19 protein-coding genes and 1 pseudogene are annotated in these 22462 nt (G+C 61.6%); 6 read left to right on the plus strand and 14 right to left on the minus strand.

The features are described from left to right. Nucleotides 1–168 precede the first annotated feature (168 nt). On the plus strand, nucleotides 169–606 hold the full coding sequence (locus RLEG4DRAFT_RS21280; RefSeq protein ID WP_003579796.1) for an EamA family transporter: 438 nt from the start codon (nucleotides 169–171) through the stop codon (nucleotides 604–606). Nucleotides 607–722: 116 nt separating this feature from the next. Next, nucleotides 723–1646, plus strand: a complete 924-nt coding sequence (locus tag RLEG4DRAFT_RS21285) for a LysR family transcriptional regulator (protein ID WP_003579798.1) — start codon at nucleotides 723–725, stop codon at nucleotides 1644–1646. Here the strand turns inward: RLEG4DRAFT_RS21285 and RLEG4DRAFT_RS21290 are convergent. The 12 genes from RLEG4DRAFT_RS21290 to RLEG4DRAFT_RS21345 form a co-directional block, all read right to left on the minus strand. Further along, complete coding sequence (locus RLEG4DRAFT_RS21290; protein ID WP_003579800.1) at nucleotides 1609–2346, minus strand: SDR family oxidoreductase; 738 nt, start codon at nucleotides 2344–2346, stop codon at nucleotides 1609–1611. The two genes, RLEG4DRAFT_RS21285 and RLEG4DRAFT_RS21290, sit on opposite strands and share 38 nt — an antisense overlap. A gap of 106 nt (nucleotides 2347–2452) precedes the next feature. Next, complete coding sequence (locus RLEG4DRAFT_RS21295) at nucleotides 2453–3214, minus strand: ABC transporter permease (protein ID WP_003579801.1); 762 nt, start codon at nucleotides 3212–3214, stop codon at nucleotides 2453–2455. Then, the gene (locus RLEG4DRAFT_RS21300; RefSeq protein ID WP_003579804.1) at nucleotides 3211–4137 is read right to left on the minus strand and encodes an ABC transporter ATP-binding protein; all 927 of its coding nucleotides are present in this window, start codon (nucleotides 4135–4137) and stop codon (nucleotides 3211–3213) included. Before RLEG4DRAFT_RS21300 ends, RLEG4DRAFT_RS21295 begins: the two co-directional genes overlap by 4 nt. 518 nt (nucleotides 4138–4655) lie before the next feature. After that, nucleotides 4656–6269 (minus strand): glycoside hydrolase family 43 protein, encoded by a 1614-nt coding sequence (locus RLEG4DRAFT_RS21305; protein ID WP_003579805.1) that lies wholly within the window; start codon nucleotides 6267–6269, stop codon nucleotides 4656–4658. Nucleotides 6270–6645: 376 nt separating this feature from the next. Continuing rightward, entirely contained in the window at nucleotides 6646–7677 is a 1032-nt protein-coding gene (mgrA, locus tag RLEG4DRAFT_RS21310; protein WP_003579807.1) for an L-glyceraldehyde 3-phosphate reductase, read from the minus strand. 351 nt (nucleotides 7678–8028) lie between these two features. Then, on the minus strand, nucleotides 8029–9162 hold the full coding sequence (locus tag RLEG4DRAFT_RS21315) for a Gfo/Idh/MocA family protein (protein WP_003579809.1): 1134 nt from the start codon (nucleotides 9160–9162) through the stop codon (nucleotides 8029–8031). 8 nt (nucleotides 9163–9170) lie between these two features. Further along, the gene (locus RLEG4DRAFT_RS21320; protein ID WP_003579811.1) at nucleotides 9171–9932 is read right to left on the minus strand and encodes a sugar phosphate isomerase/epimerase family protein; all 762 of its coding nucleotides are present in this window, start codon (nucleotides 9930–9932) and stop codon (nucleotides 9171–9173) included. Nucleotides 9933–9970: 38 nt separating this feature from the next. Next, a complete protein-coding gene (locus RLEG4DRAFT_RS21325; protein ID WP_003579814.1) occupies nucleotides 9971–12430 on the minus strand; it encodes a beta-mannosidase in 2460 nt (819 codons plus the stop codon). Between the two features lie 485 nt (nucleotides 12431–12915). Next, nucleotides 12916–14022: an ABC transporter ATP-binding protein gene (locus tag RLEG4DRAFT_RS21330; RefSeq protein WP_003579816.1), complete on the minus strand. Its 1107-nt coding sequence runs from the start codon at nucleotides 14020–14022 to the stop codon at nucleotides 12916–12918. A 4-nt stretch (nucleotides 14023–14026) separates the two neighbouring features. Beyond that, complete coding sequence (locus RLEG4DRAFT_RS21335) at nucleotides 14027–14971, minus strand: carbohydrate ABC transporter permease (RefSeq protein WP_003579817.1); 945 nt, start codon at nucleotides 14969–14971, stop codon at nucleotides 14027–14029. Next, nucleotides 14964–15869 carry a carbohydrate ABC transporter permease gene (locus RLEG4DRAFT_RS21340; protein ID WP_003579818.1) on the minus strand — a complete coding sequence of 302 codons (906 nt, stop codon included), beginning with the start codon at nucleotides 15867–15869 and terminating at the stop codon, nucleotides 14964–14966. The genes RLEG4DRAFT_RS21335 and RLEG4DRAFT_RS21340 overlap by 8 nt, the downstream gene beginning before the upstream one ends. Nucleotides 15870–16053: 184 nt before the next feature. Continuing rightward, the gene (locus RLEG4DRAFT_RS21345; protein ID WP_003579819.1) at nucleotides 16054–17289 is read right to left on the minus strand and encodes an ABC transporter substrate-binding protein; all 1236 of its coding nucleotides are present in this window, start codon (nucleotides 17287–17289) and stop codon (nucleotides 16054–16056) included. A 453-nt stretch (nucleotides 17290–17742) separates the two neighbouring features. On the opposite strand from RLEG4DRAFT_RS21345, the gene RLEG4DRAFT_RS21350 reads away from it, so the two are divergent. The 4 genes from RLEG4DRAFT_RS21350 (at nucleotide 17743) to RLEG4DRAFT_RS21365 (ending at nucleotide 21179) form a co-directional block, all read left to right on the plus strand. Further along, complete coding sequence (locus RLEG4DRAFT_RS21350) at nucleotides 17743–18786, plus strand: LacI family transcriptional regulator (protein WP_003579821.1); 1044 nt, start codon at nucleotides 17743–17745, stop codon at nucleotides 18784–18786. Between the two features lie 120 nt (nucleotides 18787–18906). Next, nucleotides 18907–19521, plus strand: coding sequence for a C39 family peptidase (locus tag RLEG4DRAFT_RS21355; protein ID WP_003579822.1), 615 nt, complete (start codon nucleotides 18907–18909; stop codon nucleotides 19519–19521). 33 nt (nucleotides 19522–19554) lie between these two features. Beyond that, entirely contained in the window at nucleotides 19555–20631 is a 1077-nt protein-coding gene (locus RLEG4DRAFT_RS21360) for a D-alanine--D-alanine ligase family protein (protein ID WP_003579824.1), read from the plus strand. Nucleotides 20632–20645: 14 nt separating this feature from the next. After that, a complete protein-coding gene (locus RLEG4DRAFT_RS21365; protein ID WP_003579825.1) occupies nucleotides 20646–21179 on the plus strand; it encodes an AAA family ATPase in 534 nt (177 codons plus the stop codon). A 31-nt stretch (nucleotides 21180–21210) separates the two neighbouring features. On the opposite strand, the gene RLEG4DRAFT_RS21370 is transcribed toward RLEG4DRAFT_RS21365, so the two are convergent. After that, complete coding sequence (locus RLEG4DRAFT_RS21370) at nucleotides 21211–21828, minus strand: class I SAM-dependent methyltransferase (RefSeq protein WP_003579827.1); 618 nt, start codon at nucleotides 21826–21828, stop codon at nucleotides 21211–21213. An 89-nt stretch (nucleotides 21829–21917) separates the two neighbouring features. Further along, a pseudogene (locus tag RLEG4DRAFT_RS21375) lies at nucleotides 21918–22424 on the minus strand (GNAT family N-acetyltransferase); the annotation flags it as partial. Nucleotides 22425–22462: the final 38 nt, after the last annotated feature.

The following is a 22462-nucleotide window of genomic DNA, read 5'->3' on the forward strand; positions in this document are numbered from 1 at the left end:
CTGCTGTCGCCGCGGCTTTACGGCAGCGCTCGCATCTGTCACCTTCACGCGCAACAACAAGACCACAAAGAGCAAAAAGAAACTTCTAGTCTGGTGGCACCCCGCATGCTCGACCGGCCTTCGCTTCAGGCGAAAGCCCTGACCCATGGGTGCGACAGGAGTTTCGCAATGAATTCACTCTGGCCGATCGTCATCGGTGGCATTCTGCCCGCTGTTTTCTGGGGCATCACCGCCATCTTCCAGAAGCAGAGCGCCACGGCCGCCACCGGCTCCGCCGTCTATCTGATCGCCTTCGGCGCCGCCTGTGCTCTGGCCGGACTGATCGCCGCATTGATCTGGCGCCCCGCCCCTTGGACCGCCGAGGGCCTCGCATTTGCCGCCACCGCAGGCGCCTGCTTCGCCGTCGGCACCGGCCTCATCAGCTTCACGCTCTTCGCTTACGGTATCCCGGTCTCCAAACTCGCCCCGATCTGGAGCTGCAACGTGCTGGTGACTCTGGCAATCGGCGCCCTGTTTCTCGGCGAAGCCGCCGAGCTCAACATCGTCAAACTCGTCGCCGGCACTCTGCTCATCCTGTCAGGCGCCCTGCTCGTCAGCAGCGCCTGAGGGGGAAAGGCGCAACAGAGGCGGCCCCTTCGTCGCCAAAATGCTCCTGCGTTGCAGCAGGTTCCGCTTTATTGATATCCTGCATCAAGGCGCCTGCGCGCCCACCGGAGCTCGAGATGAATCCACGACAATTGAAGACATTCCTTGCGGTCATCCGGCACGGGAATCTCACGCGCGCCGCTGCCGAGATCAATCTCGCCCAGTCGAGCCTCAGCGACCAGATACAGGCATTGGAGGAAGAGCTCGGCGCAGAGCTTTTCCTGCGCTCTCGTCAGGGTGTCGTCCCGACTCCGGCAGGTGCGGCGCTGAAGGCCTATGCGGAGGAAATTCTGGCACTGAACGACGAGGCGAAGGGCGCCGTCCGTGCCGCCGCCGGCAACGCCGAACAGTCCATCAGCGTAGGCACGCTTGAAACCATTGCCGCCGAAAGGCTGGCACCGTGGCTGTCGCTCTTTGGCAAGCAGAACCCGGGCCTTGGCCTGAAGGTCAAGATCGGCGGCAGCGGCGAATTGCTTGCGCAATTGCAGGCGGGCTTGATCGACGTCGCCTTCACCTTCGATCGCGGGCAGCGGGACCAGCGCTTCGCCATGCACCGAGTCTCCAGCGAGCCGCTGGTGCTGATCGCCGGCAGTCATTTGCAGGCCCGGCCACCCGAAAGTCTCGCAGCATTGAGCACGGCGCCCTTCATCGCCACCGAAACCGGCTGCGTTTACCGCCACCTGTTTGAGACCGCCTTTGCCGAGGCAGGTGTGCCTGCGGCGCCTATCGTTACGGAAGCCGACAGCATCGCGACGATCATCCGGCTCGTTGCCTCAGGCGCCGGTTATGCGCTGGTCCCTGCTCTTGCGGTCGGGCCGTCCGCGGCGCGCGGCGATGTCATCGAGCTGCCATGGCCAGGCGAACCACCCACGGCCGCGCTGGTGATGATGTGGCGGCGCCGGCGGGTGCAGCCGCCGGCGCTCGCCCTCCTGCTGCAATCGGCAAGCGACGAATTCATGCCGGTCAGACCAACCGGTGCCCGCCTTCGACATGCAGGATAGTGCCAGTGGTGAAGCCGTTGCCGATCAGGAAACGGATCGCGTCGGCAATATCTCCCGGCTGGCCGACACGCCCGGCCGGCAGGCGCTGCGCCATCGCCTCCAGCGTCGCATGCTTGGCGTCCCCGGCAACGAAGTTCCAGATCGGTGTATCCACCCATCCCGGCGATACGGCATTGACGCGGATCGGCGCCAGTTCGACGGCAATCGCTCTGACCAAGCCTTCAAGCGCCGCATTGACGGCAGCGACCACCGATCCGCGTGCTGCCGGCCGATAAGCCGCGACACCCGAGGTAAAGGTGATCGATCCAGACGGCGGCAGATGGTTCGCACCATATTTCGCGAGCAGCAGCGGCCCGTAGAACTTGCTCTCGACCACCCGTTGCGCCGCCGCGAGATCGATCGACGGCAGCAACTGGTAGGCGCCTTCGATATCGGCCGCGGTGCTGACGATATGGTCGACCGGTCCGCTCTCTTGAAACAGCGCCGCGACTTCCTCCTCCCGCGATATGTCGACGACCTTGGTCGCAAGCTTCGGACGCTCGCCAAGCTGGCGGCAGGCCGCCGCAAGCCTGTCTGCGCTGCGTCCCGCAATCGTCACCGACGCCCCCTCGTCAAGCAGGCGCATGGCAAGCGCCAGCCCCATGCCGGAGCTGCCGCCGACGATTATCACCTTCGAACCTTCGATCCCGATACCAGTCATCTCGCTTCTCCATTTGGTTGGGAAAGCAGATGCCTTGGACCGAAGCAGAAGAAAAACGGAAGAAACCGATAGCATCATCGGATTTTCCGATGATGCTATCGAGCGATCAGTTGCGCAGCCGGTAGCCGGTCTTGAAGATCCAGGCGAGCGTGCCCAGGCAGATCGCCAGGAACACCGTGATCATCGCCAGGCTGATCGCCGGGTTGACGTCGGCGATCCCGTAAAAACTCCAGCGGAAGCCGCTGACGAGATAGAGCACCGGATTGAGGTGGCTGACAGCCTGCCAGAAGGGCGGCAGCATATTGACCGAATAGAAGCTGCCGCCGAGGAAGGTCAGCGGCGGCACGACCAGCATCGGAATGAGGTTCAGCTGCTCGAAATTGCCGGCCCAGATGCCGATCATGAAGCCGAAGAGGCTGAAGGTGACGGCCGTCAGCAGGAAGAACAGGATCATCATGAAGGGATGCTCGATCCTGACGTCGACGAAGAGATTGGCGGTCAAGAGGATGATGAAGCCGATGATCATCCCCTTGGTCGCCGCGGCCCCGACATAACCGAGCAGGATCTCGGTCATCGCCACTGGCGCCGACAGCACCTCGTATATCGTGCCGGTGAATTTCGGGAAATAGATGCCGAAGGAGCCGTTGCTGATGCATTGGCCGAGCAGCGTCAGCATAATCAGGCCGGGCGTGATGAAGGCGCCGTAGGAGACGCCCTCCACCTCCTGGATGCGTGAGCCGACTGCGGCACCGAAGACGATGAAATAAAGCGAGGTCGAGATGACGGGAGAGATGACGCTCTGCAGCAGCGTGCGGCGCGTCCGGGCCATCTCGAAGAAATAGATGGATTTGATCGCCTCAACGTTCATTTGCCTGCTCCTACCAGCGCCACGAAAATGTCTTCGAGCGAGCTCTGCCGCGTCGACAGATCCTTGAAATGGATATTGTTTTCACCCAGCCGGGTGAGCAGCGTCGCGATGCTTTCCTGCTCGTTGTCGGCGTCGAAATCATAAGTCAGCCGGCTGCCCTCCGCCTCCAGCGTCAGTCCGTTGCCGGCAAAACAATCCGGAAGCCGCTCGAGCGGTTCGGTGAGATCGAGGATGAGCTGCTTGCGGCCGAGCTTGGCCATCAGCGCCGCCTTGTCCTCGACGAGCAGCAATTGCCCGCCATTGATGACGCCGACACGGTCGGCGATTTCCTCGGCTTCCTCGATATAGTGCGTGGTCAAGATGATGGTGACGCCCGAGGACCGAAGGTCCTGTACGACATTCCACATGTCCTTGCGCAACGTCACGTCAACACCGGCGGTGGGCTCGTCGAGGAAAAGGATATCCGGCTCATGCGACAGCGCCTTGGCGATCAGCACTCGCCGCTTCATCCCGCCCGAGAGCTGGCGCAGCATATTGTCCTTCTTGTCCCAAAGCGAAAGCGCGCGCAGCACCTTCTCGATATGGGCGGGATTGGCTTTCTTGCCGTGCAGCCCGCGCGAAAAGCTCACCGTGTTGAATACCGTCTCGAACTGATCTGTGGTCAGCTCCTGCGGCACCAGTCCGATCATCCCACGCGTGGCGCGGAAATCCTTCACGACATCATGGCCGGCGACCAGCACCTTGCCGCCGCTCGGATTGGCGATGCCGCAGATGATGGAGATCAGCGTTGTCTTGCCCGCGCCGTTCGGCCCGAGCAGTGCCAGGATCTCGCCCTTTTCGACGTCGAGGTTGATGCCTTTGAGGGCCTCGAACCCGTTGGCGTAGGTCTTGGTAAGATTCTGAACGGAAATGATGGGGGTCATGCGTTACTCTTGAGGATTATCGAAGTATTTCGCTCGCTATATAGTCGCTTCATGACGCTTTAACATCCTTTCGAACGTGAACACTGCATTCGCCTTGCTCACACAGTTCCTTATGCAAGCTGATGTCCGCTGGTGCAGTCAGCCCGCTGGCGCGGTGACGTAGCCGGCATCGGGTCGTCGCGACGGACGGCCTGTCGGGGACAAAGAAAGGCAGCGGCCGGTTTCGGATGTCATCATCCGGTGATCTTCATGCCCGATAAGAAGACCGAGGCCAGCACCGGCATCCGCCCCGCCGCCCACTCCTTTGCGGAGCCGTCTCCGGGTGTTCTCGTTGCACCCTTTTTCGCTGCCTCGGCATGTAGTTAAAGTTATTGTTCAGTCACGAAGTGTTTGGAACCGGCCAGTATCCCCCTGTCCAGCCGCGTTCGTCTTAGCCGGCCCTGTGCCGGCTTTCTTTTTGTGGGCTTCGTAGTAACGCAGTGGCCGCCCTCGTCCTTCGAGGCCCTGCGGAATACCCCTCACAATTCGTCGTAATTGAACCAATCGAAATCCGCGACCCTGCCGCGCCCTGACGTGTCGAAAGCAAAGACGCCGGCAAAGGCGCCGGTGAAGGAGCCGTGTTCGCCGCGCCCGCCCTCGTCGGAAATCATGCCGGCATCGAGCACCGGACCGATCGGCTGCCAGGCGCCCTTGCCCTCGGTCTGCCAGAAAAATTGCAGATCGTTCTCTCGGATTTCCATGGCGAGCTGGACACGACCCTCGGCGGCGATCGGAATCCCGCTTTCGGCGGGAAAGCTGAGGCGTCCGTTCGGATAGTCGCCATTGCAGGAGAGGATCGTCACGCAGCGGCCGAGTGTTTCGTGAAGCGTCACGGCGACGGCGTGGAATTTGTGGCGGTTGTAATAATGCGTCAGCCCGGCGACCTGCTGATAGGTGTCGGGTGAGAATTCGACCACGGTTTCGGCGCGGAAGCTGTGATGCTCCTGCCGGCGAGCGACCAGCGACTGTTCGAACCACGAGCCGATGCTTTCACGCCCGATCAGGCGGAGATGGCCGGGGCGGCCCGTCAAGTTGAAAATGCGGTTGGGTTCGGGCGTGCGCAGCCACTGGAAATCGCCCGGCAGCGTACCGCCGTCGAAGCTGTATTCGCTGCGCATCGGTTTCTCCGAAGGCACGGCGCCGAAGAGGCCAGGCACATCGACATCGGGCACGGAGGTACCGTTTTCGAGATAGAGCCAATCATTGTCGCGCCAGACGCATTTCTGCAAGGCGGTTTCGCGCCCCAGCGTGCAGCGCCGCTTCGGCGGCAGCGGCCGGCCGCAGAGATGCGTGTGATAGGCCTCACCGTCCGGCGTTTCGACATATTGGCCATGCCCTGCCCGTTGCAGCACCGCGCCCGGATGATTCTTGGAGGTGATCAGATGCATGTTCGGATGCATCTCATAAGGCCCATCGATGTGGCGCGAACGCGCCATGGTGACGGCGTGGTCGTAGCCGGTGCCGCCCTCGGCGGCCGTCAGATAATACCAGCCGTTGCGCTTGAAGAGATGCGGGCCTTCGACGAGGCCGAGCGGACTGCCGGCGAAGATGTTCTTGATCGGCCCCTTCAGCGCCTTGGTCGCCGGATCCCATTCCTGCAGCAGGATACCGTCGAAGGCCGGCGATTTCGGCGAGCCGCCGTAGCTTTCGGTGCGGTGGTTCCACTGCATGTTGAGGAACCACTTGCGGCCGTCCTCGTCGTGGAACAGCGAGGGATCAAAGCCGGAGGAATTGACATAGACGGGGTCGGACCATTCGGCTTCGATCGAGGGCGCGGTGACGATGTAGTTCGGCGCATCCTTGAAACTGCCGTCGAAGCGCTTGACGTCGGTATAGACGAGCCAGAACTGGCCATCGGCATAGGAAAGGCACGGCGCCCAGATGCCGCAGCTATCGGGATTGCCCCGCATGTCGAGCTGCGATCGGCGCTCCAGCGGCCGGCGCACCAGCGTCCAGTTCACCAGGTCACGTGAATGGTGGATCTGCACGCCGGGATACCATTCGAAGGTCGAGGTAGCGATGTAATAGTCGTCGCCGACGCGGCAGATCGAAGGATCGGGGTTGAACCCCGGCAGGATGGGATTGCGGATCATGGATGCGGCCTCCAGGTTATTGTTGTGGTACGTACGTCAAATGCGATTTGCTAACGGACACTGCCGCCGCTCGCTCTATCTCCGTCGTGGGCATGGAACTACTCCGACAAAGAAGAAAGGAAGAAGGCGCTGCCCCTTGCCCCTTCTCCCCCGCGGGGAGAAGATGCCGGCAGGCAGATGAGGGGGTGAGCGGCGAAGCCGCGAATGCGCTGAGCGAAAGTGAAGGCAAGCAAGGGCGAGCCGTGTGGCCCCCTCATCCGACCCTGCGGGCCACCTTCTCCCCGCTGGGGAGAAGAGGACGCAAGCAGCGCCCCCATCGTCTTTCTCTGACCTTCCCCCTTTGACATGACAACTTCCCGATCTCAAATCACCGTCGCTATTCCCGCTCCGCCGACTTCGCCCACAGATTGATATCCGCCTCACGGGCATAGACGTCGATCTCGGCAAGCTCCTCGGCCGAAAATTCGAGATTATCCAGCGCCTTGACGCAATCGACGATCTGCGACGAACGGCTGGCGCCGATCAGCGCCGAGGTCACGCGTCCGCCGCGAAGCACCCAGGCGATCGCCATCTGCGCCAGCGTCTGGCCGCGCCTTTCGGCGATCTCGTTGAGCTTGCGGATATTGTCGATGATCGACGGGCGGATGTAGTCCCTCTTGAGAAAATGGTTCTGCGCCGCGCGGCTGTCTTCAGGAATACCGCCGAGATATTTCGTCGTCAGCATCCCCTGGGCAAGCGGTGAGAACACGATCGAGCCCATGCCGACATCGTCGAGCGTATCGAGCAGCCTGTCGTCCTCGACCCAGCGATTGAGCATCGAATAGCTCGGCTGGTGGATCAGGCAGGGCGTGCCGAGATCCTTGAGGATGGCGGCGGCTTCGCGCGAGCGCTGGGAATTGTAAGAGGAGATGCCGACATAGAGCGCCCGGCCGGAGCGGACAATATGGTCGAGCGCGCCGCAGGTTTCTTCCAATGGCGTTTCCGGGTCGAAGCGGTGCGAATAGAAGATATCGACATAGTCGAGGCCCATGCGCTTCAGGCTCTGGTCGCAGGAGGCGACCAGGTATTTGCGGCTGCCCCATTCGCCATAGGGACCCGGCCACATCTCGTAGCCGGCCTTGGAGGAGATGATCAGCTCGTCGCGAAGCCCGGCAAATTCGGTGCGCAGGATCTCGCCGAAGGCGGTCTCGGCGCTGCCGGGAGGCGGGCCGTAATTGTTGGCGAGGTCGAAATGGGTGATGCCGAGATCGAAGGCCGTGCGGCACATGTCGATCTTGCGGTCATGCGCCGTGTCGCCGCCGAAATTGTGCCAGAGGCCGAGGGAAACGGCCGGCAGCTTCAGGCCGGAACGGCCGACGCGGTTATATTTCATCTTCGAATAACGGTCTGCAGCCGGTTTCCAGCTCATCTGAGGTCTCCTTCGTACAAAATCGTGTAATCGTCACGCGACATCCTCAGCCCAAGAGAATGCCGAGACTTGCCCCTCATCGCCTGCCGGCACCTTTGCCTGGGTTAAGCCACTCGTCTCAACCCGTCCTTCGGACCCCCGTAAACGGGCGAAGGGACATGCCGCACCGCCTTCCTTAACCTCAAACTCGACGCCGTGTGTGGCACGTCCCCTCTCCCCGTGTTTACGGGGAGAGGGTTAGGGTGAGGGGCAGCCGTCGACGCGAACCGGACAACCACGGGACAGGCCCAGGGATGACGGAACTATTGTAACAAGCGCGCCGATACGGCAAGCGCACGGCGCGAGTTTGTACTATCTCAACAGCGCCTGCGCCTCTTCGATACCCAGCGCGGCCGGCTGCGTGCAGGTCGTGGTCAGGTCGATGAAGCGCCCCTCCTCGCCCGATTTCAGGATCGAGGTCATGACGTCGACCCCATGCAGCGTGCGGTCGAGCGAGCAGCGTGCGTCGCGGCCTTCGATCAGCGCCATCGCCATGTCGGCAAGACCGGCGGTGCGGTAGTTGGCGCGCGCCCCGTTCGGGTTTTCCTGGTTGATCTTCCCGAAAGGATGGTCCCAGTCTTCCAGCGGCTTAATCTCCTTGTCGCGGCCGCTTGCCTCGACCGTGCCGCCGAAGAAGTTCGGGTCCGGCACGTAGAGCGAGCCGTCGGTGCCGTAGAGCTCCATATTGGCATGGCGGTGCGACCACACATCCCAGCTCGCCGACAACGTCACGGTGGCGCCGCTGACGAATTCGAGCAGCGCCTGGATCGTCGTCGGTGTCTTGACCGGAATGATCTCGCCGTTGCGCGGCTCGCTGGTGATGGTACGGGTCGGCGACGCCATCGAGGTCATGGCGCCGACGCGTTTGACCGGGCCGATCAGGTTGATCAGGTTGGCGATGTAATAGGGGCCGAGATCGAGGATAGGACCGCCGCCCGGCAGGAAGAAGAAATCCGGGTTCGGATGCCACATCTCCATGCCCGGGCTCATCACGTAGCAGGCGCCCGAGGTCACCCGGCCGATGCCGCCGTCGTCGATGAACTTGCGGGCAAGCTGATGGGCGCCGCCGAGGAAGGTATCCGGCGCGCAGCCGACGGCAAGGTTCTTTGCCTTGGCAAGGCGGCGAAGTTCCTCGCCCTGCTCCAAGGAAAGCACCAGCGGCTTTTCCGAATAGACATGTTTTCCAGCTTCGAGGATTGCCTTCGACACCGGAAAATGCGCATCCGGGATCGTCAGGTTGACGACGACGTCGATCTCGTCATTGGCAAGAAGCTCATCGATCGTCTGTGCTTTAACGCCGTATTCCTTGGCGCGCGCCTCGGCCGCCTGCACGTTGATATCGGCGCAGGCCAGCACCTTCAGCCCCTTGAAGAGCGGTGATAGCGAGAAGTAGGTGGTGGAGATATTGCCGCATCCGATGATGCCGACGCCAAGTTCCCTGGTCATGATGTGCCTCAAAAAGTCTGGAAGGATGCGATCGAGCGGCTGATATTGCGGTCGATATCTTTAGGATTGTCATGTTCGACGACGAAGTGCTTGGCCTTGGTGGCGCGCAGCGCCGTCGTCAGCTTGGCCCACTCGACCTTGCCATGGCCGACATCGGCCCAGCCGTCCTCATCCGTCGCTTCACCGGCCGGCGCGATGTCCTTGACGTGCACGGCGGTGATGCGCGGCCCAAGCTTTTCAACCCATGCGAAGGGATCGGCGCCGCCGCGGATGACCCAGGCGATATCGGCTTCCCAGGAAATATCGGGCGCGCCTTCAAAGATGCGCTCGATCGGCAGCGAGCCGTCGGCCAGCTTGACGAATTCGAAATCGTGATTGTGCCAGCCGAATTCGTAGCCGGCTTCCTTGAAGGGCTTGGCTATCTCCTGCAACCGCTTGCCAAAAGCAAGCCAGCCGGCCGCGTCCGAGGGGCGCTGCTCAGCTGCCAGATGCGGCGCGTAGATCGAATCCATGCCGAGGATCTTGGCGATGTTCAGCGACTTCTGCACGTCCTTCTCGAGGAAGTCGGGGCTGAAATGGCCGCTCGCCATCACAAGGCCGTTCTTGTCGAGCTCGGCGCGAAGGCTGTTCAGTCCCGCATCGTCGAGATCGGCATAAATGCCGCCGAAGCCCTCGACCTCGGCATAGCCTGCCTTGCCGAGCTTTTCGAAAATCCCCGAATAGGGCTGGAAGTTGCGGGCGCTGTAGAGCTGGTAGCTGAGTTTCGTCATCATAGTCTCCTTGGGCCTCGTGCCCATGCTTGGAAGGATCAATCTGCCGACTGGCAGGAATGCAGGTCGTAGAACCGGAATTCCGGAAGCTTGCCGCGCTCGAGCGGCCGCCCCGGGGTGAAGGTGATGCGGCGGCTCTCGCCTGATGCAAGATCGAAGGCGTTGTCGGAATATTTGCCGTCCGTCTCGGTCTCGATCATCACGAAGAGCGCAAGTCCCCTCGCGGTGACGTTGATGTCGACGGCGCCGTTCTCCTCGACATATTCATGAGTGACGGCCAGGCCCGCGGGCTCCAATTCCAGCGCCTTGTAGGTGCCGTTGATATGGTGCCCCTCGCCGCCCATGCCGTTCGACCCGGTGAAATGCCAGGCAAGCAGCGTGCCTTCGGGAATATCGGAGACGTCGATGGCCGCAGCCGTCACCGCCGCATCCGGCGAGCACATGGCTTGCACATCTTTCAGGTGCTTCCGCTCGCCCTTCATCGTCAGGATCGAGATCGACAGATCGACGCTGACATCGTCGAGCGTGTCGTTAACAAGCGAGAAGCGGATCGTCTTGCCGTCCTCGGAAGGAATGGCCGCGACCGCAACCGGCTGGAAGAAGCGCTTGACGAGATAATGCATTGCCTTCCAGCGGCCGCCATAGTCGAGGCTCGACCAGGAGGCGACCGGCCAGGTGTCGTTCAGCTGCCAATAGATCGTGCCCATGCAATGGGGTTTGAGCGACCGCCAATATTCCACCGCCGTCTTGATCGCCAGTCCCTGCTGGATCTGGGAGAGATAGACGAAGTTCGGGAAATCCTTGGGGAAGCGGAAATAGCGGAACATCGTGCCGGCAATGCGCTCGTTGCCGCCGGCATTCTTCTGATGCAGTTCCATGACGGGAGAAGCGACGTTCATATCCTTCTCCTCGGCATAGGTCCTGACGACGGGCAGCGATGTATAGGACTGGAAGCCGAATTCCGAGCAGAAGCGCGGACGCACCGAACGGTAATTGTCGAATGACTTGTTCTCGTGCCAGACCGACCAGTAGTGCATGTCGCCGGAGCCGTCGGCATGCCAGGCATCGCCGAAATCGAGGTAACCGGAGGCTGGGCTCGACGGCCACCAGAGTGCGCCGGGCAGCGCCTTTTTCACCGCCTGCTCGATCGTCCGGTTGAGGCGGTCGTAGGAAACAAGATAGCGGTCGCGGTCCTTCCTCGATTCCTCGAACCAGGTGAGCGCGCCGACAAGCTCGTTGTCGCCGCACCAAAGCGCGATCGAGGGATGCGAGGAGAGCCGCTTGACCTGGTAATCGACTTCGATCGTCACATTGGCGAGGAAGTCCTCGGTCGACGGGTAGAGGTTGCAGGCGAACATGAAGTCCTGCCAGACCATCAGGCCCAGCCGGTCGCAGAGATCGTAGAAATGCTCCTGCTCGTAGAATCCGCCGCCCCAGACACGGATCATGTTCATGTTGGCGGCTTTCGCCGATTGCAGCAGATCCTCGGTCTTCTCGGGCGAAGACAGCGAAAACAGCGCGTCGGCCGGTATCCAGTTGGCGCCGCGGCAGAAGATCTCGCGGCCGTTGACCTTGAAGGCGAAGCGGCTGCCTGATGCATCCGGCGTGGTGATCAGCTCGACAGTGCGAAGGCCGATCTGCTTGGTCACCTCGTCCGTCGGCAATCCGACGGAAAGCGTATAGAGCGCCTGCTCGCCGCTGCCGGAGGGCCACCAGAGACGCGGATTGTCGATATGGAAGAGATGGTGGACATCAGTCTCGCCCTTGACGCCAACATCGAGACGCACGCGCTCGCCGTCGAGATCGAAATAGACCTGGGCGATGCCGGCATGCTTGGCAAACAGGCTCGCCGTCACCATAAGATCAACCGAGCCGTCGCTATTGTGGGACTGGCGGGTGACGACCTGTTCGATGCGCGCCGTCTCGAGCTTCTTCAGCGCGATCGTGCCGTAAAGGCCGAAGGGCGCAATGGCGATATTCCAGTCCCAGCCGAAATGGCATTGCGGCTTGCGCAGCATGTTGCCATCGGGGATCGGCGAATTGCCCGTGCTGTAGGGAATGTAGAAGGGCTGCTTTTTCTGCCGTTCGGCCCCGACGGCGGGGTTGGAGGCAAAGACGATGCGGATGACGTTGTCACCAATCTTCAGCATGCTCGACACGTCGGGCCGGTAGCGGCGGAAGCTGTTGTCAGCTTCGAGCGCCAGGAAGCCGTTGACGTGGACGCTGGCAACCGTGTCGAGGTAATCGATATCCAGATACCAGTCGCCGTCGACCTCCGGCAGCGCGAAGCTGCGCTCGACCGCCCATTCCCGCTCGGCGACCCACTGCACCTTCTCCTCGTTGCGGCCGAAATAAGGATCGGGGATCAGCCCTGCCCGGTGCAGCGCGGTATGCACGTCGCCCGGCAGCGTGATGACGCTACGGATTTCGCCATCGATAGAGGTCAGCTGCCACGAACCGGAAAGGTCGATATGGGGGGATGTCGATGAATGCGTCACGATGTCGTTTCCGAATTACGTTTTTGAAATGGACGGCGCTTGGTCGCCGTCCGGATAGTTGTCGTTCGTCAGGGGCCGACTTAGCGCCCTCTTCTCTCAAGCGGGGGTCCAAAAGACGGGTCGAGACCCGCGGCTCGGCCCCGCTCGGTGGCCCCGAAGGCATGGCACGCCCTAAATTGCCCTTCGCTTGCGCTCAGGCCTCGCTCCCGTCGTCGCTCACCCATCATCCGCCTGCCAGCACCTTTTCCCCGCTGGGGAGAAGAGATGTAGAGCAGCGCCTTGGTCTCCTTCCATCCGCCCCACTCTCCGTCATCCTCGGGCTTGACCCGAGGATCCACACCGCATCCACCAGCAGCAGCGGGCATAGATCCTCGGGTCAAGCCCGAGGATGACGGAGAGTGGGGTTGGGCTTCTCGCCAAACCCGCCCTGGCCTATTGGCCTTGCAGCATGCAGGCGACACCATCCGGCCCGCCCACCGAACTCTCTAAAGACGCAACTCGCTCTCGGCATCAAACACCGAGGCCAGCGCCATGTCGAAGCTGAGCTTCACCTTGGCTCCGACATTGAAGCGGCGCGCACCGTTGACGCGTACCGACATCGTGTGACCGGCATGTTTCAGCCACAGAAGATTGTCCGCGCCCATCGGCTCCTCGATATCGACGGTGGCATCATGTTCTTCGCCGCCGGCATTCTCGTTGACCTTGATGTGTTCCGGGCGAACGCCGAGCACCACCTTGCGGCCGGGCTGCAGCGCTTCGTTGGCGTCGTAGGCCGCGAGCGAAAAAATGACGCCATTGGCAGAAAAGGCAATGCCGTCGCCCGCCTTGACCAATTCGCCATGCAGGAAATTCATCGACGGCGAGCCGATGAAGCCGGCGACGAAGAGGTTGCGCGGCCTGTTGTAGATCGTCGTCGGATCGTCGAGCTGCTGGATGATGCCGCTCTTCATGATGGCGATGCGGTCGGCCAGCGTCAGCGCCTCGATCTGGTCATGGGTGACATAGATCATGGTGTTCTGCAGCGACTGGTGCAGGCGCTTGATTTCGACGCGCAGTTCCGAGCGCAGTTTGGCATCGAGGTTAGACAGCGGCTCGTCGAACAGGAAGACGTCGACATCGCGTACCAGCGCCCGGCCGATCGCCACGCGCTGGCGCTGGCCGCCGGATAGTTCGGCGGGTTTGCGCTTCAAAAGCGGCTGGATCTGCAGGATCTCGGCTGCCCGCGCCACGCGCTTGTCGATCTCGGCCTGTGGTATCTTGGCGACGCGCAGGCCGAAGGAGAGGTTCTTCTCGACGGTCATCTGCGGATAGAGCGCATAGGACTGGAACACCATGCCGATGCCGCGGTCCTTCGGCTCTTCCCAGGTGACATTCTTGCCTTTTATGAAGATCTGGCCTTCCGAGGCGTCGAGCAGGCCGGCGATGCAGTTCAGCAAGGTCGACTTTCCGCAGCCGGACGAACCGAGCAGCACCAGGAATTCGCCGTCGTTGATATCGAGGTTCAGATCCTTCAGCACGCTGACCGCGCCGAAGTTCAGCGACAGATCCTTGATCGAGACACTTGCATTGGAGACACTTGAATTCATGTTCATGGGATCAACCCTTCACTGCGCCGGCGGCGATTCCACGGACGAAAAGCCGTCCCGAAACGAAATAGACGATCAGCGGCACGAGACCGGTGAGGATCGTTGCCGCCATGTTGACGTTGTATTCCTTCACGCCCTGGACGGAATTGACGATGTTGTTGAGCTGCACCGTCATCGGATAGGTGTCCGGCCGGGTGAAAACCACACCGAACAGGAAGTCGTTCCAGATGCCGGTCACCTGCAGGATCATCGCCACCACGAAAATCGGCAGCGACATCGGCAGCATGATCTTCAGGAAGATCTGCCAGAACCCCGCCCCATCGACACGCGCCGCCTTGAACAGCTCTTCCGGAAGAGACACGAAATAATTGCGGAAGAGCAGCGTCAGGATCGGCATGCCGAAGATCGAATGGACGATGACGAGACCGCTCAGCGTGCCGTAAATGCCGATTTCGCGGAGGATGATGACGATCGGGTAGATCATCACCTGATAGGGAATGAACGCCCCGATGATGAGGATCGAGAAGAACAGCTCGGATCCCTTGAAGCGCCAGTTGGCGAGGGCATAACCGTTGACCGAAGCAATTGCGATCGAGATGATGACCGATGGCACGGTGATGCGCACCGAATTCCAGAAGCCCCGCGACAGGCCATCGCAGTTGAGGCCGGTGCAGGCCTCCGCCCAGGCCTTCACCCAGGGTTCGAAGGTGATCTCCATCGGCGGCGAGAAGATGTTGCCGAGACGGATTTCCGGCATGCCCTTCAGCGAAGTGACGACCATCACGTAGAGCGGCAGCAGATAATAGAGCGCCGCCACACCAAGCGTGCCGTAGAGCATGATGTTGCGCGACGACAGTGCCGGGCGCGGCTTGGCGCCCCGCGGGCCTTCGCCAAGTCTCGGCGCAACGGCGTCGATACCGGCGGCTGTGGTGTTCAGAGTTTCGATATTAGCCACGCTTGCGCCCTCCTCCGAATTCCAGATAGGCCCACGGAACGATGATGATCGCGACGGTGACGAGCATCATGGTCGAGGCGGCAAAGCCCTGCCCCAGGTTCTGCGCCTGGAACATGTAGTCGTAGACATATTTCGCCGGCACTTCCGAAGAGATGCCCGGCCCGCCCGACGTCTGTGCGACGACGAGGTCGTAGACCTTGACGATGCCGGAGGCGATGATGACGATGGTCGTGATGAACACAGGCCGCATCATCGGAATGACGATGAAGAGATAGGTCTTCCACATCGGGATGCCGTCGACGCGCGCCGCCTTCCAGATATCCTCGTCGATACCGCGCAGACCGGCGAGCATCAGGCACATGACGAGCCCCGTTCCCTGCCACAGCGCCGCGATCAAAATGCCGTAGATGACGATTTCAGGCGTATAGAGCGGATTGAAGGTGAAGCTCGTCCAGCCCATCGAACGCACGACCGATTGGATGCCGAAATCCGGGTTCAGTACCCATTGCCAGACGAGGCCCGTCACGATGAAGGACAGCGCGAAGGGGTAAAGGAAGATGGTGCGGAAGGTATTTTCGAAACGGATTTTTTGATCCATCAGGGCGGCGAGCATGAAACCGATCACCAGGCTGAAGATCAGCGAGAGCACGCCGTAGAGGGCGAGATTTTCGATCGCCGTCACCCAGCGGGGCGCCGCCCAAAGGCGCTCATACTGGTCGATGCCGACAAAGCTCAACCGCGGAAGCAGCTTGGAATTGGTGAAGGAATAAAAGACTGTCCAGAACGTGCCGCCGACAAAAATTACCAGCGCTGTCAGGATCATCGGAATCGACGCAATCTTGGCATTCAGATTGCGTAGTAACTTGTTTGGCCGGCCTGCTTGCGCTTGACCCGTCATGAATACTCCTCCTCAAATCGCAACTGCGACCTGTGACGAAATGGCATAGCGCCGCCCGTCGTCCCCACGTCCGAAATCTGCTGAAGATACCGGAGAGATGCCGCCGCCGGCCGGACCATCAAGATCGTCCGGAGAGGATCCGGCCCCGTGGGAGCCGGATCGCAAAGAGCAGCAAATCTACCGATCAATCAGCCGAAGCGATGATCCCAGCGAAACGCTTCTGCGCGTCCTCAGGCGTCATCGACGGATTGGCGAAGAATTCGGAGAAGAGGTCTTCCTTCTGCTTCTGGCTGTCGGCCGAAAGCAGCTGGTCGGTGCCTTGGATCACATTGCCCTTCGCCAGGATGTCGAGACCCTTCTTCATGCAATCGTTGGCGGCAGCCAGATCGACGTCGCCGCGAACCGGCAGCGAGCCCTTCTTCAGGTTGAAGGCAACCTGGGTCTTGGGATCGAGAAGGGTCTTGGCAAGCACTGCCTGAGCCTTTGACTTTTCTTCGTCCTTCAGCAACGGGAAGTAGAAGGCGTCGCCGCCGGTCGAGATGATCTCGTTCACGCCGAGGCCCGGCAGGCAGGTATAGTCGGTGCCGGCCTTCTGACCGGCGAGTGCGAATTCGCCCTGCGCCCAGTCACCCATGATCTGGCCACCGGCCTTGCCCGTGATGACCATGTTGGTCGCCTGGTTCCAATCCTGGACATTGCTGCCCTTGGACATTTTGCGGGCATCGTCGGCAGCCTTGAAGACCTTGGCGATCTCTGGGCCGGCAGCGACTTCCGCGTCCTTGTCCTTGAAGACCTTGTTGAAGACGTCCTTGCCGGCAACGGCGACCATCAGCACGTCGAAGGCGCCTGTCGCCTGCCACGGCTGACCGCCGACGGCGAGCGGAATGATGCCGGCCTTCTCGAGAGCCGGAGCGGCCGCGACGAACTCGTCCCAGTTCTTCGGCACTTCGACGCCGGCCTTCTTGAAGGCGGCGTTCGAAAGCCACAGCCACTGCCAGGAGTGGATGTTGACGGGAGCGCAGTAGATCTTGCCGTCAATGGTGCAGGAATCGAGCAGGCTCGACGGACGAATAATGTCCTTCCAGTGCTCGGCAGTCGCCACATCGGTCAGGTCGCGCATCAGGCCGGCCTGTACGAGTTCCTCGGCCTGGCGGCCGTGGTTGAATTGGGTTGCGCCCATCGGGTCGCCGCCGGTGATGCGGCTGATCATGATCGGACGGGCAGTGCCGCCGGAGCCGGCGATAGCGCCGTCGACCCAGTGGTTGCCGGTGGCGTCGAATGCCTTTGCCAGCTCGGCGACGGCAGCGGATTCGCCGCCGGATGTCCACCAATGCGTGACTTCGAGATCGGTGGCATTGGCGGCGCCGAACGGAAGCGCGACCGAAGCGGTAAGCAGGGCCGCCATCATACGGATTTTCATGAGTTCTCCTCCCTCACTGAAACGTTGCCGGAAAAACTTAGATCAATCGATTTGACCACGCAACTGCCCGCCCGTAAATTTTTCTTTAAAGATCCCGATTGCTACTTATGAGTGTTTAAAATCGCCTCACCACACCCGCGAAATTGGCAACCGGGCAGGCTTTGCCGCACATGCACACACGAATTATACAATTGAAATACCAGACGATTTTTGAACTTCCGATTTCCATCTGTATATCAACTATTTCGCACATGCAGAAAAATTGAGCCAGAACCAGCGATTCAACCTCTGCGAACAATGTTGCGTCGCACACAAGAAAAACCCCTCGACATTTCTACTGTATCGTTACAGATTGAATTCCTCAGGGAGGCGCGATTTTGGCAGGCGGCGGGCTTACGGCGTCTGGAAAAGCCTCTATAAGCGAGACCAATTCGCGCGGGGCGGCCTACAGGGATGGAAAACAACGGAAATTTCGGACAGGCGGCATCGACGCCAGCGGCGCGCGAGCGCCCGACATTGAAGACGATTGCCTTCATGACGGGCCTCGGCGTGACGACGGTGTCGCGCGCGCTGAAAGATGCGCCGGATATCGGGGCGGAAACCAAGGAGAGGGTGCGCATGGTCGCCCGCCAGCTCGGCTATCAGCCGAACAGGGCGGGGGTGCGCCTGCGCACCGGCAAGACCAATGTCATCGCCCTCGTCCTCAGCATCGACGAGGAGATCATGGGCTTCTCGAGCCAGATGGTCTTCGGCATCTCCGAGGTTCTGTCCGGCACGCCCTATCATATCGTCGTGACACCGCATTCCCACAGCAAGGACCCGATGCTGCCGGTGCGCTATATCCTCGACACCGGCTCGGCCGACGGCGTCATCATCTCGCGCATCGAACCGGACGATCCGCGTGTGCGGCTCTTGACCGAGCGCGGCATGCCCTTTGCCACGCATGGGCGCACCGATGCGGGTCTCACGCATCCCTTCCACGATTTTGACAACGAAGCATTCGCGCACAAGGCGGTGGAAAAGCTCGTCAAGCGCGGTCGGCGCCGCATCGCCCTGCTGCAGCCGCCAAGCAAGCTCACCTACTATGCCCATATCCGTATCGGGTTCCAGACCGGACTGCACGATTACGGCGCCGAGGAAGTGCCGCTGCGCATCAACATCGACGCACCGCTCGCCGACATCCGTGACGCCGTCGAGATGATGATGCGCTCGGCCAATGCGCCCGACGGCATCGTCTGTTCCGCCGGCAGCGCGGCGATCGCCGTCAATGCCGGCATCGAGGCCGCCGGCAAGGCGCTCGGCCGCGATCTCGATATGGTTTCAAAGGAGTCAGTGCCGATTCTGAACTGGATCCGCCCGGAAATCATCACCGCCCAGGAAGACGTGCGCCATGCCGGCCGCGAAATGGCCAAGGCCGTCATCGCCCGCATCGACGGGGTCGAACCGGAACTGCTGCAGAGCATCAGCCAGCCGATCTGGCCGGAGCACGGCAGATAAAGAGGACGCCGACCCCGGCGAGTCGAAGAAAAGCTGGTTCCGGATTCACAAGCAGTTGTCGGCCCGAAAAAGCCAAGATTTCCCGCCATCTCATGAGCGAGTCACGGGGATATCGACAGAATGCAGCAAAGCGGCGTGCCCTATTTCAGCCAATGGGAAACACCCGGCATGACGCTGCCGGTATTAGCCGAGGGATCGCAAGCGCTGCTGCGCGATCCGCTCTGGCGCCATTCGGGAGCCGGCACGATCGAGGAATATGCGCGCTGGGCGGTGAATGTCTGCGGCATGGCCTGCCTGAAGATGATCCTTGCCGCCCGCGGCGAGATCCATCCGACCCTGGAGCTCGCCCGCGCCTGCACCAGATATGGCGGTTATGTCGTCAACGAGATTGACGCCTCGATCAAGGGACTGATCTACGCGCCCTTCGTCCACTTCCTGGGTGAGCGTTTCGGGCTCGGCGCCGAGGTGATGACTGGTGTCACGACACCGGCCATTCCTGAGTTGCTGTCGAAGCGCCGGTTCTTCATCGCCTCGGTGCATTCGGCCATCCGCTGGCCGGAGCGCGAGCCGCCGTCGAAGGGCGGTCATCTGGTGCTGGTGACGGCAGCCAGCGATGAGACGATCCGCTTCCACAATCCGTCCGGCCAGGATGCGGCGAGCCAGGTCGATGTGACGCTGCCGCTTGCCGTCTTCGACCGCTTCTTCGCCAATCGCGGCATATCGGTCGACGCCTGACCTTTTCAACACCAGATCGCTTCGGAGGCTTTCATGACCCCTTCCCCAACCAGGCTGCGCATTGCCGTGCTCTTCGGCGGCCGCTCGGCCGAGCATGAAGTTTCCATCCTTTCGGCGACCAACGTCATGGCCGCGCTCGCCCCCGAGAAATACGATGCCATCCCCGTTTTCATCACCCGCGAGGGGCAGTGGCTGCTGAGCAGTTTCGCCGATGGCGCCTTGGCGGCCCCTTCATCCGGCACGGAAATCTGCCTCGTTCCGGGCGGACGAGGACGGGCGATGGCGATCCCCGCCGATAGTGCACCACACGAGCTTGCGAGGATCGACATCCTTTTCCCCGTGCTGCACGGCCCGCATGGCGAAGATGGATCGGTGCAGGGTGTGGCGGAGGTCGCCCGCGTGCCGCTCGCCGGCTGCGGCATCCTCGGGTCCGCCGCCGCTCTCGACAAGGATATTGCCAAACGCCTGCTGCGAGCGGCCGGCCTGCCGGTGGCGCGCGCCATAACGATCCATGAAGGTGCGTCCCCTTCGCTTGACGCGCTCGAAGGCGAACTCGGTCTGCCGCTCTTCATCAAGCCGGCGCGGCAGGGTTCATCCGTCGGCGTCGCCAAGGTCCATGCCAGCCAGGAGTTTGCGGCAGCCCTTACGGGAGGATTCCGCCACGACCGGACGCTGCTTGCCGAGGAATTCATCGCCGGCCGCGAGATCGAGTTCAGCGTGCTGGAGGATGCGGCGGGAGAACTCTTCGTTTCCCGGCCGGGCGAAATCGTGCCGGCGGATATGCACGGTTTCTATAGTTACGACGCCAAATATATCGACGAGAACGGAGCAGCACTGAAAGTGCCGGCCGACCTGCCGCCGGACGTGGAGGCCGCCATGCGCGACACGGCGGCAAGGGCCTTCCGTGCTGTCGGCTGCGATGGCATGGCACGCGTCGACTTTTTCCTGACGGATGACATGCGCTTCCTCGTCAACGAGCTCAACACCATTCCCGGCTTCACCGATATCAGCATGTATTCCAAGGCGATGGCGGCAAGCGGCGTCGGTTATGCCGAGATCATCGACAGGCTCGTCGACCACGGTTTAGCGCGCGCCAGCCGGGCGGCTTAAGACGAGAGCCTAACATGAGCCGCTTGGTCTTGATTTCCGGATGTTCCGGCGGCGGAAAATCGACGCTGCTGACGGAACTCGGTGGACGCGGTCATGCGATCATCGAAGAGCCCGGCTGGCGGATCGTCAAGCAGGAGCTCGAGGGCGACGGCATCGCCCTGCCCTGGAACGACATGATGGCCTTCGCCCGCCGCGCGATCGAGATGGCGATCGCCGATCACACGGCGGCGCAGGGCAAAGCCGGCTGGACGTTTTTCGATCGTGGGCTGATCGATGCCGCAGCAGCACTTCAGCATCTGACCGGAGAACCGATCCTGGAAGGATTGAGTGCCGCCCACCGCTATAACAGGAGCGTTTTCCTCACCCCACCATGGCCGGACATCTATGTCACCGACCCCCACCGGCGCCATGGCTTCGACGAGGCAGTCGCCGAATATGACCGCCTCGCCGCGATCTATCCGGTGCTTGGCTACAACGTCGTCATATTACCGAAACTCTCGGTCGCCGACCGGGCGGATTTCATCCTCGACCGCCTGGAAACGCCGTAGCCGCCTCTCGGCTGCTTTCTCAAGGGAAGCCTCAGCGCCTGCGAAAGATGCACCACTGAAACCACTGCCGGCCACCGCGAGGCGTCATGTGCTCCTCCCGCCACTCGCGCTCAAGCGCGAAGACGGATGAGAATTCATTCACAAGGGCGGCCGCGTCGTAACGCTGGACCGGCAAGCCGCTGCACCGTTCCGGCCCGTCAGGCGCGAAGGTCGCGATGATCACCACGCTGGCCGGTGATGTGCCGGTTTGGAGTGCGCGGCGATAAGCCAGGCGCTGCTCGGGTTCGGTGAGGAAGTGAAAGACGGCGCGGTCATGCCAGACATCGTACTGCCGCTCCGGTCGCCACACGGTGACATCATCAATTACCCAGGCGATGCGGGCGGTTTCGTCCTCCAGCCGCGTTTTGGCGATGTCGAGCGCCGGCGCGGCGATGTCGAGAACGGTAAGATCGAGCCAGCCGCGCTCGACGAGACGGTCGACAAGGCTCGATGCGCCGCCGCCGACATCGATCAGCGAGGCCGTGACCGGCAGCTGCAACTCGTCAATTGCCCGCAGGGAAGGCCCTGGCGTCGGCTGATACCAGCTGACGCTGTCGGCAGCTTTCGTGCGATAGACCTCGTCCCAGTGCTCCCGCTTCGGGTCCGTCATGCGGCATGCCCATTCTTTTGCAGCGCCCGACATCCTGTAGGATTTGAGACGTCCGCACAGCCGCCGCGCGGTGAGTGTACATCTTTCCAGGCAGCGAAATGACGATAAACGAAATCCACCGGATCAGTTCGAGGTGCCGTCAGATCGAGACGCCCGCCCAACCGTTGCGCGACAGCAATCGACGCGGCGTTGCCAGGGGCGATATAGCTGACGAGCGACGGCAGGCTGAGCGTTGCAAAGGCCCAGTCCCGTAACGCCATGGCCGCCTCGGTCGCATAACCCCTGCCCTCATGGGCCTTATAGACGAACTAGCCCAACTCCTTTTCCGGAAAGAGCGGCCCGTGATTGATCCCTACCTGACCGACGCATTCGCCTGTCTCGGCAAGGTCGATCATCAGCGCCCCGTGTCCGAAAAGCTGCCAGAGCGCCACGTCGTGACAGAACATTCCCCAGGCTGCGCGCAGATCGAACGGGCCGCCCATGTCAACGGATCGCGGTGAAGCCATGAGCTGCGCATAGGCGGTGAAATCGCCCAGCACAGGCATGCGGAGCTTCAGACGCTCCGTTCGGATGTTTATCACGCCGGTTTCGGACATGTCGTCGCCTCTGTCAGGTGGGGTTTGGGGTTTCAAAG

It is taken from the genome of Rhizobium leguminosarum bv. trifolii WSM2297 (assembly GCF_000271845.1).

What these genes read in the sequence shown, in the direction of transcription:
- RLEG4DRAFT_RS21280 (WP_003579796.1), top strand. Translation starts at nt 169, where the DNA reads ATGAATTCACTCTGGCCGATCGTCATCGGTGGCATTCTGCCCGCTGTT.
- RLEG4DRAFT_RS21285 (WP_003579798.1), top strand. Translation starts at nt 723, where the DNA reads ATGAATCCACGACAATTGAAGACATTCCTTGCGGTCATCCGGCACGGG.
- RLEG4DRAFT_RS21290 (WP_003579800.1), bottom strand. Translation starts at nt 2,346, where the DNA reads ATGACTGGTATCGGGATCGAAGGTTCGAAGGTGATAATCGTCGGCGGC.
- RLEG4DRAFT_RS21295 (WP_003579801.1), bottom strand. Translation starts at nt 3,214, where the DNA reads ATGAACGTTGAGGCGATCAAATCCATCTATTTCTTCGAGATGGCCCGG.
- RLEG4DRAFT_RS21300 (WP_003579804.1), bottom strand. Translation starts at nt 4,137, where the DNA reads ATGACCCCCATCATTTCCGTTCAGAATCTTACCAAGACCTACGCCAAC.
- RLEG4DRAFT_RS21305 (WP_003579805.1), bottom strand. Translation starts at nt 6,269, where the DNA reads ATGATCCGCAATCCCATCCTGCCGGGGTTCAACCCCGATCCTTCGATC.
- mgrA (WP_003579807.1), bottom strand. Translation starts at nt 7,677, where the DNA reads ATGAGCTGGAAACCGGCTGCAGACCGTTATTCGAAGATGAAATATAAC.
- RLEG4DRAFT_RS21315 (WP_003579809.1), bottom strand. Translation starts at nt 9,162, where the DNA reads ATGACCAGGGAACTTGGCGTCGGCATCATCGGATGCGGCAATATCTCC.
- RLEG4DRAFT_RS21320 (WP_003579811.1), bottom strand. Translation starts at nt 9,932, where the DNA reads ATGACGAAACTCAGCTACCAGCTCTACAGCGCCCGCAACTTCCAGCCC.
- RLEG4DRAFT_RS21330 (WP_003579816.1), bottom strand. Translation starts at nt 14,022, where the DNA reads ATGAACATGAATTCAAGTGTCTCCAATGCAAGTGTCTCGATCAAGGAT.
- RLEG4DRAFT_RS21340 (WP_003579818.1), bottom strand. Translation starts at nt 15,869, where the DNA reads ATGACGGGTCAAGCGCAAGCAGGCCGGCCAAACAAGTTACTACGCAAT.
- RLEG4DRAFT_RS21345 (WP_003579819.1), bottom strand. Translation starts at nt 17,289, where the DNA reads ATGAAAATCCGTATGATGGCGGCCCTGCTTACCGCTTCGGTCGCGCTT.
- RLEG4DRAFT_RS21350 (WP_003579821.1), top strand. Translation starts at nt 17,743, where the DNA reads ATGGAAAACAACGGAAATTTCGGACAGGCGGCATCGACGCCAGCGGCG.
- RLEG4DRAFT_RS21355 (WP_003579822.1), top strand. Translation starts at nt 18,907, where the DNA reads ATGCAGCAAAGCGGCGTGCCCTATTTCAGCCAATGGGAAACACCCGGC.
- RLEG4DRAFT_RS21360 (WP_003579824.1), top strand. Translation starts at nt 19,555, where the DNA reads ATGACCCCTTCCCCAACCAGGCTGCGCATTGCCGTGCTCTTCGGCGGC.
- RLEG4DRAFT_RS21365 (WP_003579825.1), top strand. Translation starts at nt 20,646, where the DNA reads ATGAGCCGCTTGGTCTTGATTTCCGGATGTTCCGGCGGCGGAAAATCG.
- RLEG4DRAFT_RS21370 (WP_003579827.1), bottom strand. Translation starts at nt 21,828, where the DNA reads ATGACGGACCCGAAGCGGGAGCACTGGGACGAGGTCTATCGCACGAAA.